This window comes from Roseateles sp. P4_D2 (assembly GCF_056401875.1).
The window spans coordinates 270,972-287,422 of the sequence record NZ_JBFUIM010000006.1 but is presented as its reverse complement, the minus strand read 5'-3'; the positions used below and the strand labels follow the sequence as shown (position 1 = coordinate 287,422).

18 protein-coding genes are annotated in these 16,451 nt (G+C 71.2%); 12 read left to right on the top strand and 6 right to left on the bottom strand.

Annotated features, from left to right (window positions below; all coding sequences use genetic code 11):
• Positions 1-15 precede the first annotated feature (15 nt).
• Both AC1DW0_RS13255 and AC1DW0_RS13250 read left to right on the top strand, forming a co-directional pair.
• Positions 16-1,500: a sigma-54-dependent transcriptional regulator gene (locus tag AC1DW0_RS13255; protein ID WP_056198765.1), complete on the top strand. Its 1,485-nt coding sequence runs from the start codon at positions 16-18 to the stop codon at positions 1,498-1,500.
• 61 nt (positions 1,501-1,561) lie between these two features.
• Positions 1,562-1,855, top strand: a complete 294-nt coding sequence (locus AC1DW0_RS13250; RefSeq protein WP_157281686.1) for a hypothetical protein — start codon at positions 1,562-1,564, stop codon at positions 1,853-1,855.
• On the opposite strand, the gene AC1DW0_RS13245 is transcribed toward AC1DW0_RS13250, so the two are convergent.
• Both AC1DW0_RS13245 and AC1DW0_RS13240 read right to left on the bottom strand, forming a co-directional pair.
• Positions 1,750-2,634 carry a DUF2334 domain-containing protein gene (locus tag AC1DW0_RS13245; protein WP_477946315.1) on the bottom strand — a complete coding sequence of 295 codons (885 nt, stop codon included), beginning with the start codon at positions 2,632-2,634 and terminating at the stop codon, positions 1,750-1,752. The two genes, AC1DW0_RS13250 and AC1DW0_RS13245, sit on opposite strands and share 106 nt — an antisense overlap.
• Positions 2,631-3,863, bottom strand: a complete 1,233-nt coding sequence (locus AC1DW0_RS13240; protein WP_056198758.1) for a glycosyltransferase — start codon at positions 3,861-3,863, stop codon at positions 2,631-2,633. The genes AC1DW0_RS13245 and AC1DW0_RS13240 overlap by 4 nt, the downstream gene beginning before the upstream one ends.
• Positions 3,864-3,915: 52 nt before the next feature.
• Here AC1DW0_RS13240 and AC1DW0_RS13235 point away from each other — a divergent pair, with 52 nt between their 5' ends.
• From AC1DW0_RS13235 to AC1DW0_RS13225, 3 genes are all read left to right on the top strand, one after another.
• On the top strand, positions 3,916-4,998 hold the full coding sequence (locus tag AC1DW0_RS13235; RefSeq protein WP_082532731.1) for a DNA topoisomerase IB: 1,083 nt from the start codon (positions 3,916-3,918) through the stop codon (positions 4,996-4,998).
• Positions 4,999-5,071: 73 nt separating this feature from the next.
• Positions 5,072-6,244, top strand: a complete 1,173-nt coding sequence (locus AC1DW0_RS13230; RefSeq protein ID WP_457444534.1) for a glycosyltransferase family 4 protein — start codon at positions 5,072-5,074, stop codon at positions 6,242-6,244.
• A gap of 72 nt (positions 6,245-6,316) precedes the next feature.
• Entirely contained in the window at positions 6,317-7,438 is a 1,122-nt protein-coding gene (locus tag AC1DW0_RS13225; protein ID WP_477946312.1) for a zinc-binding metallopeptidase family protein, read from the top strand.
• Between the two features lie 164 nt (positions 7,439-7,602).
• On the opposite strand, the gene AC1DW0_RS13220 is transcribed toward AC1DW0_RS13225, so the two are convergent.
• Entirely contained in the window at positions 7,603-8,049 is a 447-nt protein-coding gene (locus tag AC1DW0_RS13220; RefSeq protein ID WP_056198749.1) for a response regulator, read from the bottom strand.
• 113 nt (positions 8,050-8,162) lie between these two features.
• Between AC1DW0_RS13220 and AC1DW0_RS13215 the strand changes: the two genes are divergently transcribed.
• The 7 genes from AC1DW0_RS13215 (at position 8,163) to AC1DW0_RS13185 (ending at position 12,310) form a co-directional block, all read left to right on the top strand.
• The gene (locus AC1DW0_RS13215) at positions 8,163-8,675 is read left to right on the top strand and encodes a hypothetical protein (protein WP_477946310.1); all 513 of its coding nucleotides are present in this window, start codon (positions 8,163-8,165) and stop codon (positions 8,673-8,675) included.
• Entirely contained in the window at positions 8,672-9,652 is a 981-nt protein-coding gene (locus AC1DW0_RS13210) for an SDR family oxidoreductase (protein ID WP_457444528.1), read from the top strand. The genes AC1DW0_RS13215 and AC1DW0_RS13210 overlap by 4 nt, the downstream gene beginning before the upstream one ends.
• A 106-nt stretch (positions 9,653-9,758) precedes the next feature.
• Complete coding sequence (locus AC1DW0_RS13205; protein ID WP_056198742.1) at positions 9,759-10,028, top strand: GlsB/YeaQ/YmgE family stress response membrane protein; 270 nt, start codon at positions 9,759-9,761, stop codon at positions 10,026-10,028.
• Between the two features lie 33 nt (positions 10,029-10,061).
• The gene (locus tag AC1DW0_RS13200) at positions 10,062-10,454 is read left to right on the top strand and encodes an ElaB/YgaM/YqjD family protein (protein WP_457354420.1); all 393 of its coding nucleotides are present in this window, start codon (positions 10,062-10,064) and stop codon (positions 10,452-10,454) included.
• Between the two features lie 7 nt (positions 10,455-10,461).
• Positions 10,462-10,875, top strand: coding sequence for a phage holin family protein (locus tag AC1DW0_RS13195; protein WP_457354418.1), 414 nt, complete (start codon positions 10,462-10,464; stop codon positions 10,873-10,875).
• On the top strand, positions 10,856-11,716 hold the full coding sequence (locus tag AC1DW0_RS13190; RefSeq protein WP_477946307.1) for a lipocalin family protein: 861 nt from the start codon (positions 10,856-10,858) through the stop codon (positions 11,714-11,716). The genes AC1DW0_RS13195 and AC1DW0_RS13190 overlap by 20 nt, the downstream gene beginning before the upstream one ends.
• 75 nt (positions 11,717-11,791) lie before the next feature.
• A complete protein-coding gene (locus tag AC1DW0_RS13185; protein WP_477946305.1) occupies positions 11,792-12,310 on the top strand; it encodes a hypothetical protein in 519 nt (172 codons plus the stop codon).
• A 13-nt stretch (positions 12,311-12,323) separates the two neighbouring features.
• On the opposite strand, the gene AC1DW0_RS13180 is transcribed toward AC1DW0_RS13185, so the two are convergent.
• The 3 genes from AC1DW0_RS13180 to AC1DW0_RS13170 form a co-directional block, all read right to left on the bottom strand.
• Complete coding sequence (locus AC1DW0_RS13180; protein ID WP_457320671.1) at positions 12,324-12,776, bottom strand: PA2169 family four-helix-bundle protein; 453 nt, start codon at positions 12,774-12,776, stop codon at positions 12,324-12,326.
• 116 nt (positions 12,777-12,892) lie between these two features.
• Positions 12,893-15,148 carry a hybrid sensor histidine kinase/response regulator gene (locus AC1DW0_RS13175; RefSeq protein ID WP_056198725.1) on the bottom strand — a complete coding sequence of 752 codons (2,256 nt, stop codon included), beginning with the start codon at positions 15,146-15,148 and terminating at the stop codon, positions 12,893-12,895.
• A gap of 136 nt (positions 15,149-15,284) precedes the next feature.
• Positions 15,285-16,448: an AI-2E family transporter gene (locus AC1DW0_RS13170; protein WP_457390185.1), complete on the bottom strand. Its 1,164-nt coding sequence runs from the start codon at positions 16,446-16,448 to the stop codon at positions 15,285-15,287.
• Positions 16,449-16,451: the final 3 nt, after the last annotated feature.

Here is a 16,451-nt window from a genome sequence, read left to right as displayed (position 1 = left end):
AGCTGGAAGGAAACGATGCCGCATGCCCTGGTAGTGGACGATGACCATGATTCAGCCGCCTCCCTGCGCGAGTTGATCGCGGGCGAGCAGTTCACCGTGGCGGTCGCTCACAACTTGCGCGATGCGCGCAAGCAGCTCTCGCTGCAGCAGCCCGACATCCTGCTGCTGGACCTGCGCCTGCCCGACGGCAATGGCATGGACCTGCTGGCCGACCCCAAGCTGGTGGCCAATTCGGAGGTCGTGCTTTGCACTGGCCACGCCAATCTGGAGACCTCCATCCAGGCGCTGCGCCTGGGGGCGGCCGACTATCTCGTCAAGCCCGTCAACCTCAAGCAGTTGCAAGGGGTGCTGTCGCGCATCATGAAGCCGGCGACCCTGCAGGCCGAGGTGGAGGATCTGACTGCCAATCTGGACGAGTCCGGTCATTTCGGCCATCTCTGGGGCCGCAGCGCGCCGATGAAGCGCATCTACGAGCAGATCTCGCGCGTGGCGGGTACCAGCGTGTCGGTCTTCATCACGGGCGAGTCGGGTACAGGCAAGGAGGTGGTGGCGCAAACCGTGCACGACCTCAGCCGCCGTCGCAAGCGCCCCTTCCTGGCCGTGAACTGCGGGGCCATCAGCCCCAACCTGATCGAGAGCGAGATCTTCGGCCACGAGAAGGGCAGCTTCACCGGTGCCGAGCGCCAGCACCAGGGCTTCTTCGAGCGCGCCAGCGGTGGCACTCTCTTCCTGGACGAGATCACCGAGATGCCGCTGGAGCTGCAGGTCAAGCTGCTGCGCGTGCTGGAGACCGGGCGCTTCATGCGCGTGGGCAGCACCACCAGCCAGGAGACCGACGTGCGCATCGTCGCGGCCACCAACCGCCTGCCCTACCAGGCGGTGGCCTCGGGCAAGTTGCGCGAAGACCTGCTCTACCGCCTGAACATCTTCCCGATCGCGCTGCCGCCGCTGCGGGACCGCATCGCCGACATCCCGCTGCTGGCCAACCATTTCCTGGCCGCCATCAGCGAGCAGGAAGGCACCGTGCGCCGCTTCTCGCCCGAGGCGCTGGCGACCTTGGTGGGTTACCCCTGGCCGGGCAATGTGCGCGAGCTGCGCAATGTCGTGCAGCGCGCTTATGTGATGGCCCAGGGCGAGCTGATCGATGAGACCTGGCTGCCCGGCAGCGAAGAGACGGGAGTCACTTCGACTTGGGGAGGCCAGGGGCCGCAAGACCTGCCAGTGGCATCGCCGGTCGGTATCCCGCCGTCGCCTGCTCGGCTGCCCGAGATGCTGAACGCCGATGCCGACATGCCCTTCATCACCCTGCCCATCGGCTCCAGCGTGGCGCAGGCCGAACGCGCGCTGATGCTGGCCACGCTGCGCCACTTCAACCACCACAAGGAACGCACAGCTGCGGTGCTGGGGATCAGCCTGAAGACGCTGTACAACCGGCTGAAGGAATATGCAGCCGAAGGCAGCGCGGCTGCGGATCTCGGCGGCCCCCCGCAGCGCGACTGAGCGCGGGCACGGCGCGCGGATTGCCCCCACTGCATTCCGACACTCTGATGAAGGAAGCACCATGGGTCACGCAGATTGGGTTGACGATGCGGCCGATGCTTCGCGGCATGGCCTGCAGAAGGCGCAGAACGCCGCGCGGCGCGGCCTGGACCATCTGGCCGACGGCGTGAGCGAAGCGCGCGACGCCATGGCGCCGGTACTGCGCAACATGCGCTCCGGCGTCTCGCAGGTTCGCGAGCGGACCGTGGGCTATGTGCGCGACGAGCCGGTGCGCTCCGCCCTCGTTGCGGCGGCGGTCGGCACACTGGTGTTTGCGCTGTGGCACCTATTGAGCTCGCGCAGCAGCTCCCGCTGATGCCCCGCTAGCACCCGCGCCATCTGCGCCGCCTCGGCCAGGCGCAGCGGCGTGCGCGTGCGCAGGGCCTCGTCGAGCAGCCGCGTCCAGCAGCGCACCACGGCGCGGTGATCCGCGTCGCCCGGATGCAGCTCCAGGCGCAGCAGCGGCGCCTCGCGGGCGCGGCGCGCCTGCAGGCTGTTCCAGGCCAATGACAGCCCGCGGCGCCAGGCCGTGCGTGTGCTGAACACCAGGCTGGGCGCCGGCAGCACATGCCGGTGTGGCAGGGCGATGACCTCGGTCAGCGTGCAGGTGTGGCGAAAGCCTACGTCGGCAACGGCTTGCAGCGCAGGTGGGGCGAGCAGCCAGGCCGGCGCGACGAAGCCGTCCATGGGCAGACCGTGGTCGCCGGCCCAGGTACGGCCCTCGCGCAGCCGTTGCATGGCCTGCGGGTGGGACAGGGCGGCAAACTCGCCCTCGCCCGCCGTGTAGTGGCGGCGTAGCAGATAGTCGCCCAGGCCGCGCAGCGGCGGGCCTTCGTCGCTGTGGGTGAGGCCGTGCAGCAGCAGTTCATGGCCGGCGCCGGCCATGCCGCGCAACCAGCGCAGATAGCGCGGCGGCACTTCCGCATTTCCGTGCATGCGAGGCACCACGAGCAGGGACAGCGGCAGCCGCACGCCGGCATGGCTGGCACAGCGGCGCAGTTCAGCCAGCACGCGCAGGCAGCCGTCCCAGCGCGCCGGTGACACGTCGTGCAGCACGACGCACACGGCGCCGGCCGCTCGGGTCGGCGCCGTCAACGCTGGCGTGCCAGCCGATTGGCCAGCGGCAGAGCCGGGTTGCGGGCCGGCGCAACCAGTGTGGGCTGGCGGCCGAGCAGGGCGGTGTAGCGCCGCGTCATCTGCGCCATCACGTGCGGCCAGTCCTGCGCTTGGGCGCGCGCCAGGGCGTTGCGGCGCTGAACCGCCTGGTTGCCGTCCAGGCTGGCGTCCATCGCTTCAGCCCAGGAGCCGGCCCGCGGCCGGTCCACCAGCAGTCCCGCTTCGCGCGCCAGTTCGGCCAGGCCGCCGGCACTGGCGACCACCACCGGCGTGCCGCAGGCCATGGCCTCGAGCACACCCAGGCCGAAGGTCTCCTGGTCGCCGGCGTGCACGTAAGCATCGCAGCTGGCCACCATGCGGGCCAGTTGCCGGCTGTCGTGTTCCGGCGGCAGCACCAGCACCTGTTCGCCAAGCGGCGGCGCCGGCCCGTCGCCCACGGCCAGCAGCACATGGCCGCGCCCCAGCAGGGCGACCGCATCGGCCAGCAGCTGCAGGTTCTTCTCCAATGCGAAGCGGCCGGTGTAGATGAACAGGCGCGTATCCGGCGCCAGGCCGTGGTCGCTGCAAAACTGCAGCCGCCAGGCGGCGTCGCGCGCGCAGGGCGTGAAGGCCGAGCAGTCCACGCCCAGGGGCTGCAGCGTCACGCGCGGCACGCCCCAGGACTGCAGCAGCTGCACCATGCCGCTGCTGGGGGCCATGACGAGATCGAAATGGCGGTAGAGGTTGACCAGATAGCGCCGGGCCCAGCGCTCGGCGCCGCGCCCCAGGCGTGTGCCTTCGGGGCCGCCCGCCAGGCGCGCCGCCAGCTGGGGCAGGTTGCTGTGGCAGAAGGCCACGGCCGGGATGCGCAACTGCTCCGCCGCGGCCAGCGACGCCCAGGCCAGTACATAGGGGTCGGCGGATTCGACGATGTCGGGCGCGACGAATTCGATCTGCCGCAGCGCACGGCCCCGGCCCAGCACCATGCGGTAGCCGCCGCTGCGGGGCAGGGGCATGCCGCCACAGTCCACCATGCCGGGACCCTGGGCGCCGGGCGCGATGACCGTGTGCCGCCAGCCCAGCGGGCGCAGCCGCTCATGCTTGGCCGTCAACACGCGCCGCACGCCGCCCGTGGCGCCCCAGAACATCGATACATCCAGCAGATGGGGGCCCGCACCAGGACGCGTCTCCTGGACCTGCTGCTCGGGCACGGCGTGGTTCGCATGCATTGCGGCGCGGAGGCAATCGGCATGCCTGGCACGTCGCCTGCCTGGGCACGGCATGCCCAACCCGCCGTCATCCCGGGCCCCGGAGGTTCGCCAGGCGCGCCAGGCCGGCCTGCGCTGGCTCAGCGATACGGGTCCCGGCATCCGCCGCGAGCCGGCGACTTCCGGCGGCTTCCAATACCGGGACGCCCGCGGCCGGCGTGTCCGTGACGACGCCACGCTCGCGCGCATCCGCAAGCTGGCCATTCCACCGGCCTGGCAGCAGGTCTGGATCAGCCCGCATGCCGACAGCCATCTGCAGGCCACCGGCCGCGATGCGCGCGGGCGCAAGCAATATCGTTATCACGCCGACTGGATGGCCGACCGCGGCCAGACCAAGTTCGACGGCCTGCTGCGCTTTGGCGCTGTGCTGCCACGGCTGCGCCGACGCGTGCAGCGCGCGCTGGCGGGGCAGGGCGAGCCCACCCGCGAGCGCGTGCTGGCCACTTTGGTGCGCCTGCTGGACACCACCTGGCTGCGCATCGGCAACAGTGCCTATGCGCGCGAGAACGGCTCCTACGGCCTGTCGACGCTGCGCAACCGCCATGCCGGCGTGCAGGGTGACGCCATCCGGCTGTCCTTTGTCGGCAAGAGCGGCGTGCGCCACTCGGTCAGCGTGAGCGACCGCCGTGTCGCCCGCATCGTGCGCCGCTGCCGCGAGCTGCCCGGCCAGGAGCTGTTCCGCTATCTCGACGAGGGCGGCCAGACCCATGCCGTCGACTCCGCGGACGTCAATACCTGGCTGGCCGAGGCCGCCGGCCGGCGCGTGACGGCCAAGGACTTTCGCACCTGGCATGGCAGCGTGCTGGCCCTGCAGTTGACGCTGCAGGCCTGTGCCGAGGGCGCCGAGCCCTGCCGGCCGCAGCAACTGCTGGCAGCCGTGGCCAAGCGCCTGGGCAACACCCCAGCGGTTTGCCGCAAGGCTTACATCCACCCGCGCGTGCTGGCCCTGGGCGACGCGCTGGGCGATGAGGCGGCCCGCGCCGCGCTGCGCGCCCAGCCGTGGGCGGCGGCGCCTTCGGCCCGGTCCGGCCTGAACGCCGCCGAGCGCCAGTTGATGGCCCTGCTGCGCTCCCGGGCGGCCGCTCGGTCGACCTGAGCAGCAAGGGCCAGGAAGGGGCGGGCATTCCACTTGCCATGACGGCGGAATGCAACAGCCGGAGTGAAGCGTCGTGCGCATCGCCTATGTCACCGAGACCTTCCCGCCGGAGATCAACGGCGTGGCCCTGACGGCCGAGCGCGCCCTGCGGCATCTGCGCGACGTCGGGCACGAGGTGCAGCTGATCCGGCCGCGCCAGCCGGGTGAAGCGGCCCGCCGCGACGAGCGCGAATGGCGCTGCGGCGGCGGGCCCATCCCGATGTATCCCGAGCTGCGCTACGGCTTGGCCACGTCGGCGGGGCTGCGCGCGCTGTGGCGCGAATGCGGCGGTCCGCCCGATCTCGTGCACGTGACGACACCCGGCCCGCTGGGCTGGGCCGCGTTGCGCGCTGCGCACGCCGAGGGCGTTCCCCGCAGCGCCGACTTCCGCACCAACTTCCACGCCTATTGCGGCCACTACGGCCTGGGCTGGCTGGAGACCGTCGTGCTGGGCTATCTGAAGCGCCTGCACGGCATGGCCGACCTCAACTTCGTGCCGACCGCGGAGCTGCAGCGTGAACTCGCCGCCCACGGCTTCGAGCGCCTGCGGCTGCTTGGCCGGGGCGTCGACGCCAAGCTGTTCTCGCCTGATCGCCGCGACCTGCGGTTGCGCCGCGAATGGCGCATCGGCAACGATCATCGCGTCATGCTCTATGTCGGCCGGCTGGCACCGGAGAAGAACGCGAGCCTGGCGTTGCAGACCTTCGAGCGCCTGAGCGCCCGCCGTCCGGGGCTGCGCATGGTGGTGGTCGGCGACGGCCCGCTGCGCGCGAAGCTCGAGCGCACCCACTCGACGGCGCGCTTCGTCGGCATGCAGACGGGCCTCGCGCTGGCCCGCCACTACGCCAGCGCCGACGTCTTCCTCTTTCCCAGCCAGACCGAGACCTTCGGCAATGTGACGCTCGAAGCCCTGGCCAGCGGCCTGGCCGTCGCCGCGTTCGACACCGGCGCCGCCGCCCAGCATGTGCGCGACGGTGTCAGTGGCTGCCTGGCACCGGTCTGCCAGGGCCTGGACGCCGCCGATGCCTTCCTGGATGCGGCCACCCGCGCCCTGGATGCCTCCGCGCCCGACGGCCTGCTGCGCATGGAAGCGCGGCTGGACGCCCTCCAGGCCGACTGGGGCAGCGTGCAGCGCCGCTTCGAGCAGCAGCTGCTGCAACTGGCTGCGGCCGCCCGGACCGTGCCGCGCTATGCCGCCCTGGCTTGATGCCGATCGCCTGCGCAGCGCCGAGCTGGACCTGCGCGTAACGGCTGGCCTGATGCTGTGCTGGAGCGCCTGGTGAGCTCCGTTGCTGCCACGCGGCACGCCGTGCCATCGCCGACGACGCCGCGGGCGTTCAGCTGCGCCTGCGGCCGGCCGGTGTTTTTCCGCAACAGCGAATGCCTGGCCTGCCACCGGCCACTGGGTTATGCCCCCGCTCGGGGCCAGTTGCTGGCGCTGGAGGCGGCACCGCGCTCAGGCCGCGGCGGCTGGCGCGAGGCCGGCGTGCCGGCACGCCGCGCGCCCCGCTACGCGCGCTGCGCCAACCTGGACAGCGCGGCCGCGTGCAACTGGCTGCTGGACGTCACGGAAGTGATGGCCGGCTTCACGCTGTGCCGCTGTTGCCGGCTGACGCGTACCGTGCCGGACCTGTCCCAGCCCGAAGCCGGCCTTTGGTGGGGGCGCATCGAAGCGGCCAAGCGCCGCCTGGTGTCGTCGTTGATCGGCCTGGGCCTGCCGGTGCTGTCGCGCGCCGAGGATGCCGAGGAGGGCCTGGCCTTTGACCTGCTGCTGGCGCCCCCCGAAGGCCCGGCCGTCATCACCGGCCATGCCGACGGCGTCATCACGCTGGACGTGTCCGAGGCCGACGACGCGCGCCGCGAGGCCCGGCGCCACCAGCTCGGCGAGCCCTACCGCACGCTGCTGGGCCATCTGCGCCACGAGACCGGCCACTACTACTGGCAGCGCCTCGTCGAGCCGACGGACTGGCTGCCCGCCTGGCGCGAGCTCTTCGGCGACGAGCGCGAGGATTATGGCCAGGCGCTCCAGCGCCACTACGCCAACGGCGCGCCCCCCGACTGGGGCCAGCGTTTCGTCAGCGCCTACGCCAGCGCCCACCCCTGGGAGGATTGGGCCGAGACCTGGGCGCACTACCTGCATCTGGTCGACACACTGGACACGGCGCGCAGCTTCGGCCTGGATGGCGAGCGGGTGGAGTTGAACTACGAACGCTTCGACGCCAACCTGGTGGCGGATGCCGGTTTTCTGCAGCTCATCAACAGCTGGATGGAACTGACCGGCGTGCTCAACGAGCTGTCACGCAGCATGGGCGTGGCCGACTTCTATCCCTTCGTGCTGTCGGCGCAGGCGGTGCGCAAGCTGCACCTGGTGCACCGCATCGTGCAAGGTGCCCGGTCATGAGGTTGGGCCGCCCACTGCTGTGCGCATTTTTCGCGCCCGGGCAGAGGCCCCGGCGCGGGGCCGCTGCCAGGCCTTAGTTGCGGCCGCGGCGCGGAGCGCGCGTGCCGTCCGCGGGCCGTGAAGACGGTTGCGTCATGCGGGCATGGCAGTGCCCGTGGCAGCTCTCAGCGCCAGTGCGGCGCCAGTGCGACCGGTGCCGGCCGGGTGTGCAGCTCAGGCAACTGCGGCGGCGGCGAGGGATGGGTACCCACCCGCGCATCCAGGCGAGCCAGCACCTCGTCGACATTCAGCGGCTTGGGCCACAGTTCGCAGAAGCCCCAGTCCTCGACCGGGAAGTTGACGTCGGCCGTCACGGCCACGGCTGGCACCGACTCGCAGCCAGGCAGCGCCCGCAGCAGGCCGAGCAACCGGCTGCCGTGGCAATCGGGCAGGCCCAGGTCGAGCAGCAGCAGGGCGGGGTGCAGGCCGGCCGCCATGCAAAGCGCCTCTTCGCCCGTGGTGGCGACGAGGAGCTCCAGCTGAGGCCGTCTTTCCAGAATCGCGGCCATCAACAGCGCATTGACCGGGTGGTCCTCGACATAGAGAACGGGTCGGCGGGCTGGGCTGGGCATGGGTCCTCCGGAATGAAAGCTCAGGCCTGGTGGCAATCCGCGTGCCCGGCGCCGCGATGCAAGCCGGGCACCGCCCTTGCCACTGACGGGCTCTCGCCAACCAGGGCCCATCTATGTCCACTTCCGCCGCCACCACCGACGCGCCGCGCAGCTTCGGCGTCTTCAAGCCGGTCGGCCACGTCGTCATTTCATTCCCCGAGGCGGGCCAGGCCGCCCGCGCCGGCCAGGCCATGGCCGGTTTCGGCCTGCCTGACGGCGCGGTGCGCCACTACAGCGACCAGGAGATGCTCAGGCAGATCGACGAGGACATCGCCCACGCCAGCCCGCTCGCCTCAGTGGGGCAGGAGATGAATCTCGTGCTCGCCCACCGCGCGCTCGCCGCCAAGGGCTACCACTGGCTGGTTGTCCGTGTCGCCAATGACGACCAGGCCATCCAGGTGGCCCGGGCCGCCCAGGGCTGCGGGGCCGAGCGCGCCCAGCACTATGGCCACTTCATCATCGAAGAGCTGATCGAGCGGCCCGGCAACATCGCTCAGGTCGCCGAATCGCCCGACCGCGGCCTGGATGCGCAGACGCCCTCGGGCAAGGAAACCGAAGCGGCCCAGTTGAAGAAGGACCCACGATGACGACAGTCGACAAGACCCTCCAGACCCAGCGCGCCATCCAGAAGCGCCAGGACCAGGCCGATGCCGGGCAAGCCAAGCACGGCAAGAAGGAAGAGGAGAGCGGCGCCATGCAGGCTGGCGCCCGCAAGCAGCCCGAAACCCTGCCGGCCCAGCATCTGCAAAAGCCCGGACGGGAGGCCGACCTCGAACTCGCACCGCGCTTCCTGGCACCCGACTACCGCGGCAGCGGCAAGCTGCAGGACTTCGTCGCCCTCATCACCGGCGCCGACTCCGGCATCGGCCGCGCCGTGGCGGTGCTGTTCGCGCGCGAGGGCGCCGACGTGGCCGTGGCCTACCACTCCTCCACCGAGGATGCCGAAGAGACTCGCCGCTGCATCGAGGCCGAGGGCCGCCAATGCCTGCTGCTGCAGGGCGACGTGAAGGACAGCCGCTGGTGTGAGGACGCCGTCGACCAGGTCATGGAGCGCTTCGGCAAGATCGACGTGCTCGTCAACAACGCCGCCTTTCAGGAGCACGCCTCCTCGCTGGAGGATCTCGACGACGAACGCATCATGGAGACGCTGGACACCAACATCGGTGGCTATCTGCGCATGGCCCGCGCGGTGCTGCCGCATCTGAAGGCAGGCGGCTCCATCATCAACACCGGCTCGACGACCGGCCTGCGGGGCAGCGCCAAGCTCATCGACTACTCGGCCACCAAGGGCGCCATCCATGCGCTGACCAAGTCGCTGGCCAGCAACCTCATCGAGCGCGGTATCCGCGTCAATGCCGTCGCGCCGGGGCCGGTGTGGACGCCACTGAATCCGGCCGATTCGCCCGCCGACAAGGTGGCCGAGTTCGGCAAGCAGACCGACCTGAAGCGCGCCGCCCAGCCGGAGGAGCTGTCGCCGGCCTATGTCTTCCTCGCCGCGCCAGTCTGCGCCGGCTACATCACCGGCATCGTGCTGCCCGTGACCGGCAGCGTCGGCGCCATCTGAGCACGCGGCTGGCAAGCCCTGCTGCAAGTTCTTCCGCCGCCCGCACCGCGCGAGCGGCACCCCGTTTGCCTGATGCCGGTGACTTCACCTCGACCAGGAGCTCACCATGAATCTGATTGTCTGGCTCATCTCCGGGGGCATCATCGGCTGGATTGCCAGCCTGCTGATGCGCACTGACGGCGAACAAGGCGTCATCCTCAACGTCCTGGTCGGCATCGTCGGCGCAGCCATTGGCGGCTGGTTGATCTCGCCCATGGTCGGCATTCCGAGCATCAATCAAGACGCTCTCAGCCTGGGTGCTCTCGTCGTGTCCCTGCTGGGCGCGGTCGTGCTGCTGGCGATCGTCAACCTGATCCGCCGCGGCACCCTGCGCTGAACCGTCTCCCGCTTTCCAACCCCAAGGACCACCATGGCCACCACCACTGCCAATACGCCCTTCCCGACCTCGTCGGTCTCGCCCGCCACGCCCGCGCCTGCCGCAGCCGTAGTCAACGACACAGCCGCGAAGGCCGGTGACGCCGTCGACAAGGGCGCAGCCGTCGGTCACGACGTGCTGAACCGCGTCGTGCAGGGTGCGCACAGCGCCATCGACCGCGTGGCCGAGACGGCCGCGCCCGCCGTGCAGCGTTTGCAGGACGGCGTGCAGGCCGCTAGCGAATCGCTGAGCCAGCGCGCCAGCGATGCGCGCGACCTGGGCGATGAATGGGCCGAGAGCCTGCGCAGCACCGTGCGCGAGCATCCGCTGGCCGCCATCGCGACGGCCCTGGCCGTCGGCGTGCTGGTTGCCCGGCTCGCCCGCTGAGGCGGCCTTGGCCGACTCACCGCAAGACCAGCCCGCCCCACTGCTGGAGCAACTGCAGTCGCTGTGGCGCGAGTTGCCTGGCCTGGTCAGCGACCGGGTCGAGCTGCTGTCGCTGGAGCTGCAACGCGCGGTCCAGGCGCTGGCCCAGATCGTTGCACTGATGGTGGCCGTGGCCATCCTCGGTGTGACGGCCTGGCTGGTGCTGTGGGCCGGCGTCATCCGCCTGCTGGTCGCGGCCGGGCTGCCGCTGGAGGTGGCCCTGCTGCTGGCCATCGCCGTCAACGGGCTGGCCATCGTGCTGGCGCTGCAACGCGTGCGCAGCCTGCTGCCCAGGTTGCGCCTGCCCGCAACGCGGCGCCACCTGATGCTGGCTCCCGACCCGCAACCCAATGAGGCCAGCGATGAACGCGCCGCTGCCTGAACCCGATATCGATGCCCGCATCCTGGATGTCGAGCACCGGCTGATGGCGCGCGAGGCCAGGCTGCACGCGGGTGTCGAAGGTCTCACGGGCCAGCTGCGCCACCGCTTGCAACCCAGGAAGCTGCTGCTGCCGGTGGGTGGCGCACTGCTCGCCGTTGCGGCGCTGCTGGCGCTGCGCCGGCGCCCTCACGCCGAGCCCGCAACGCCGCGCCCCACCGGCGCGCTGCGGAACATTCCCTGGCTGCGCCTGCTTGGCCTGGCCTGGCCGCTGCTGCCCGAGCGCTGGCGCGGCCGCGTCAGCCCCGCTGCGGCGAGCAGCTTCGTGACGCTGGGGCTGCCCCTGGTCGAGACCTTGCTCGGCACGCATCGGTCCGAGCCACTGGCCACCGTTGCCGAGGTCGACCTGGCGAAGCTCAGCGGCCGCTGGTTCGTGGTTGGCGAGTTGAAAGCGCACGGTGCGCCGGCGTTGCAGCCGCCGGAGTTCGGCCTGCTGCCGCGCGACGACGGGCGGCTGGATCTGCTGGAACGCCGGGTCGACGGCAGCGGCACCCACGGCAGCGAGGCCTTGGTGGAGCCGGTGCCAGGCGGCCATGGCGCCCGGCTCAGGATCAGCCACTGGCCCGAGGCGTTGCGCTGGCTGCCGCTGGCCTGGCTCGAGCATGGCGTGCTGCATGTCGATCCGACTTATGACGAGGCGCTGATTGGCAGCACCGGGCGGGACGCGCTGTGGTTGCTGTCACGCCGACCGACGCTGGCCGCGGAGCGCCGCCAAACGCTGGTGCAGCTCGCGCGGGATCGCGGCTTCGCGGTGGAAAAGCTGCGCTTTTACGACGCTGGCTGATCCGCGGGCACGGCGGCACACGCCTTGCCTGCGATGGGTGCGGGGCCGTCCCGCGTTTCACAGCCGGAGGTTTTCATGGCACGCAGCAGCCTGCTAGGTATCGATTCCGCCGCGGCCGAGCCCGCCGGCCGCGACAAGGCGAGCCTGGGGCCCAGCGACAGCTCGGACAGCGGCAGCGACGTGGCGGGCATGGACGGTGAAGACGACGGCACCGACCCCGGCCTGCCCGTCGACGTGGCCCTGCGCGACGATCAGGTGGCGCCCTTGCCGCTGGGCGAATCGCTGCCGTCCAGCGAAGGCGAGACAGGGGTGCGCGACGGCGCCGACATCGGCGTGGACCGCGTCTTCACGCCGGGCGAAGCCGATGACACCGAAGCGTTGCTCACGGCCATCGACGAAGCGCCGCAAAGCGAAGACGACGAGGACGATGAAGATGAAGATGAAGAGGAGGAGCAGGAGGGTGAGGCCAACCTGGTCAACACCCCTGCCAAGCCTCGCCAGCGCGCCACCAAGGCCGCGCCGGCGCAAACCGACAGCGAGGAGCGGCCCGGCGATGCCGATGCCGAATCCTCGCACCGCCCCGGCCGAAGCTAGGGCGGCTGCACGCTCAGACGGCGGCGCGAGCCTGGTCGCGCAGCGTGCGCACCTGCAGGTGGTTGCGCTTCACGCCTTCGTACTGGCGCTCCACGAGCATGCGCACATCGGGCGGCAGGGCCTCTTCCAGCGCCTTGCGATAGGCGCTCATCGCGCTGTCCTCACCGCGCTCGGTCTCCTCGAGGATGGCCTTGTCGGTGTAGCCGGCCAGCGTGCCCTTCACGGCCACCCAGCCGCGGTGCATTGCACCGGCGGCGGTGCCGCTGTCCTCGGCCTTGCCGCCCAGGCGCACGACCTGCGACTGCAGTTCGGTGGCAGCCTGGCGGCACTCCTCGGCGCGGCGCTCGAAGGACTGCTTGATTGCCGGGTCCTTCAGGTATTCCGCCGAGGCGTGGAAACCGTATTCACCGTCCTTGCAGGTTTCGATCAGGTCGTTCAGTGTGTCGATGATGTCGTCGTTGCTCATGGCAGATCCTTTCAGGGTTCGATGAAGACGCGCCGGCCGTCCGCAGGCATACCGTGCGTCCAGCCCTGGCATCGGCATTTGGCATGCCCGCGCCTGCCGCGGTGGCTGAGTTGTCGTTACGGCGTGTGGCCGGCCGTGGGCGGCGGGTGGGCGATGCGTGCCGCCGCGAGGGCCGCCTGCAGCGCGGCCAGCAGCTCGGCCGGCGCGCAGGGCTTGTGCAGGGTGATGAACTCGCCTTCGCCAATGGCCGAGTTGTTGAAGCCGGTGATCAGCACCACCGGCAGGCGCGGGCGGTGCTCGCGCAGCCGGCGCGCCAGCGCGACCCCGTCCATGGCGCCGGGCATGACGACGTCGCTCAGCACCACATCCGCCCCGGCCCCGTCGTCCAGCAGGCGCAGGGCGGCGCCCACCTCGGCGGCGCGCAACACGCGGGCACCATGGGCCATCAGCAGTGCCGCCGTCACGTCGCCCAGGGCCTCGTCATCCTCGACCAGCAGCACCGTGGCGCCGGCAATGCTTTGCGGGGCCGTGTCGGCAAAGGCCGGCATCTGGTTGTCCTGGGCGTTGCTCGCCACCGGTAGCAGCAGCGACACCGTGGTACCCACGCCCGGCGTGCTGGCCAGGCGCGCGGTGCCGCCGGCCTGGGTCGCGAAACCATGGACCTGGCTCAGGCCTAGGCCGCTGCCCTGGCCTACCCCCTTGGTCGTGAAGAAGGGCTCGAAGGCATGCTCGACCAGGGACGGATCCAGCCCCATGCCGTCGTCCCCCACGGTCAGCAGCACATAGTCCCCCGGCGGCAGGCCTTCCTTGTCGTGCGCCTCGGCATTGCTGGCCCGCAGCCGCAGCTCGCCGCCCGTCGGCATCGCGTCGTGGGCATTCAACGCCAGGTTGACGAGAGCGAGATCCAGCTCGTTGGCGTCCACCCGCACCGGCCAGACGTTGGCCGCCACCTGCACCTGGATCTCGATGCGCCGCCCGAGCACGCTGCGCATCAGCTCCTGCACCTCGGGCAGGTAGCGGGCCAGCGACAGGGTCTGCACCCGCACCGGCCGGCGGCCGGAAAAGCGCAGCAGATGCTGGGTCAGCGCGCTGCCCTTGTCGACCGAGCGCTGCGTGGCGCGCAGCGGCCCCTGCAGCTCGGCGGCGCTGGGGTGGCGCTGCATCAGGTGCATGCTGTTGCTGATGACGCCCAGCAGGTTGTTGAACTCGTGCGCCACGCCGCCGGTGAGCCGGCCCAGGGCGACGACGCGCTGGCTCTGGGCGCCCCGCTGCTCGACATGGCGCGTGCGCTCCACGGCCTGGGCCACGCTGAGTTCCAGCTCGGCGCGGCTGGTCTCCATGTCGCGCGCCGCGCTGGCCAGGGCCTCGGCCACCTCGTCGCACTCGGCCATGCCGGTCGGGGCGGCCTGCACCGGCCGGCCGGCCTGCAGGTCCTGGGCGAGGCGCTTGAGAGCGCCTATCGGCCGCTCGATGCGGCGGGACACCCAGATGGCGCCGGCCATGGCCAGGGCCAGCAGCGCCAGCGCGCCTACCGCCACGCGTTGCACGGCCTGGGGCACGCGGCCGGCGAATTCCTCGCGCGGCATGGCGCTGACATAGCTCCAGCCGAGCGCCGAGGTGCTGAAGTAGCCCGCCGTGGCGCGGCCGTCCAGCGAGATCGATTCGAAGCCGCCTTCGCGCGCCGCCGCCATGCGCTGACGCAGGTCGGCGCGGCCCTCGCGGCCGACATAGGCCGCGCCGCCGGGCAGCCGGGCCACGAGGCGGCCGCTGCTGTCCATGACAGCGCCTATCCAGCCCGGATGCGGCGACTGCGCCTGCAGGACGCGCTGCAGCTCCGAGGGCCGCACCGTGACGACCAGGTTGTAGACCAGGCGGCCGTCGCGGGTCACCGGCTCCACCCAGGCGGCATGCGGCTCCGGGGGCACGCCCGTGGGAGTGGGCGCAACGGGTTGCAGCGGCAGCATGACGGGGGTGGCACTCAGCGCCTCAGGCGCGCTGGATTCGGCGCTGGCGCCGTCGCCCGGCCGGGTGCTCAGCAGCAGCTTGCCCGGTGCCCTCAGCTCAACCCAGCCGCTCAGCCCCTGCATGGCGCGCCGGGCCAGGCGCTCGAAGGCCAGGCGGCTCTCCTCGCGCAGCGGCCCGGGGCCGTCCAGCGCGGGTGACTGCGCCAGCACCTGGGCGATGGCCGCGCGGCGCGACAGCTCGCCGTCGACCAGCAGGGACAGCGCGCGGGTCGTGTCGCGCAGCGTGCGCTCATGCGCGTCGCGTTCGGTCTCGTAGATGCTGGCAATGAGCCAGGCGACGCCCAGCATGCCGGGCAGCAGCACCGACAGCACGAGCAACAGCAAACGGGAACGAATGGTGACCGGCATGGCGGGTCCAGGTGCGGCAGGCGTGAGCGGATTGCACGGACGCAACCATAGCGCTGTGGCCCGCCCCGGCCACGAAGAAGTATCAGGCCGCCTTGGCAATTGGCGTGCCCGACTGCGTGCGGCTGAGCCACCGCCCCTAGGTGTAGTGCTTGCGTGAGCGGGATTTCGATGGCGGCCCGCGCAGCAGCGAGCCCAGCGACGGCGACGGTGCGTGCCGGTCGCCCTCCAGGAAGCGCCGCAGCAGCGCCAGGCCCCGCCGGCGCTGGCACACGCTGCGCAGCCCGATCAGCAGGGGCACGGCGATGAGGGCGCCGACGATGCCCCACAGCCAACCCCAGAACAGCACCGACAGGAAGACCGACACAGTGCTCAGCGACAGCCGGCGCCCGACGATGACCGGGCTGACGATGTTGCTTTCCACCGCATGGATGGCCATGAAGGACAGCGTGGGGCCGAAGATCTCCGGCCCGGTCTCGAAGGTCGCGATGCCGGCGAGCAGCAGCAGCACCATCAGCGCCATCGGGCCGAGGTAGGGAATGAAGCACAGCAGCGCGGCGATGCAGCCCCACAGCGTCGGGTTGGGCAGGCCCAGCAGCCACAGCACCAGGGCCAGGATGACGCCCACGACCGCGTTGATGATGCCGACGGCGGCGAGGTAGTGGCTGATGTCGCGCTGGGCTGCGCGCACGCCACCCAGCAGCAGCGCGCGGGTGCGCCGGCGCGGCAAGGCCTCGATGCTGCGGGACAGCAACCATTGCTCGGAAGCGAGCAGGAAATAGGTCAGGATGACCGTGGCCGCGGCTGCCAGCAGGAAGGACAGGCCCCGTGTCAGCACCAGGCCGGTCAAGGCCACGCCTTCGGTAGCCAGCCTTTCCTTCAAAGGGTCCGATGCCGGTGTCGCCGCCACCCGGCCGAGCCGCGTGGCGGGCTGCGGTGGGCTCAAGCCCGGAATGGCGGCCCGCAGCTTCTCCAACTGCTCCAGCAGCTGGGCGACGGTGGTGGGCGCGGCCTGCCACCAACTGGCGGCCGGGCGCGCCAGGCTGCTGGCCACGGACACGGTGGACAGCAGCAGTGCCAGCACCAGCAGCAGTGCGCCGATGGAGGGCGGCACGCCGCGGCTGTGGAGCCAGCGCACGGCAGGCGCCAGAGCGAAGGTCAGCATGACGGCGATCAGCACCGGCGCCAGCAGCGGCCGGGCCTCGCGCACGGCGAAAACCAGGGCGACAAAAAAAATGCCGCGCAGAGCCCAAGTGCTGCGCGGCGGTTGGGACGGCTCGAGTCGCGGGTCGGGCGCCGTCATGGG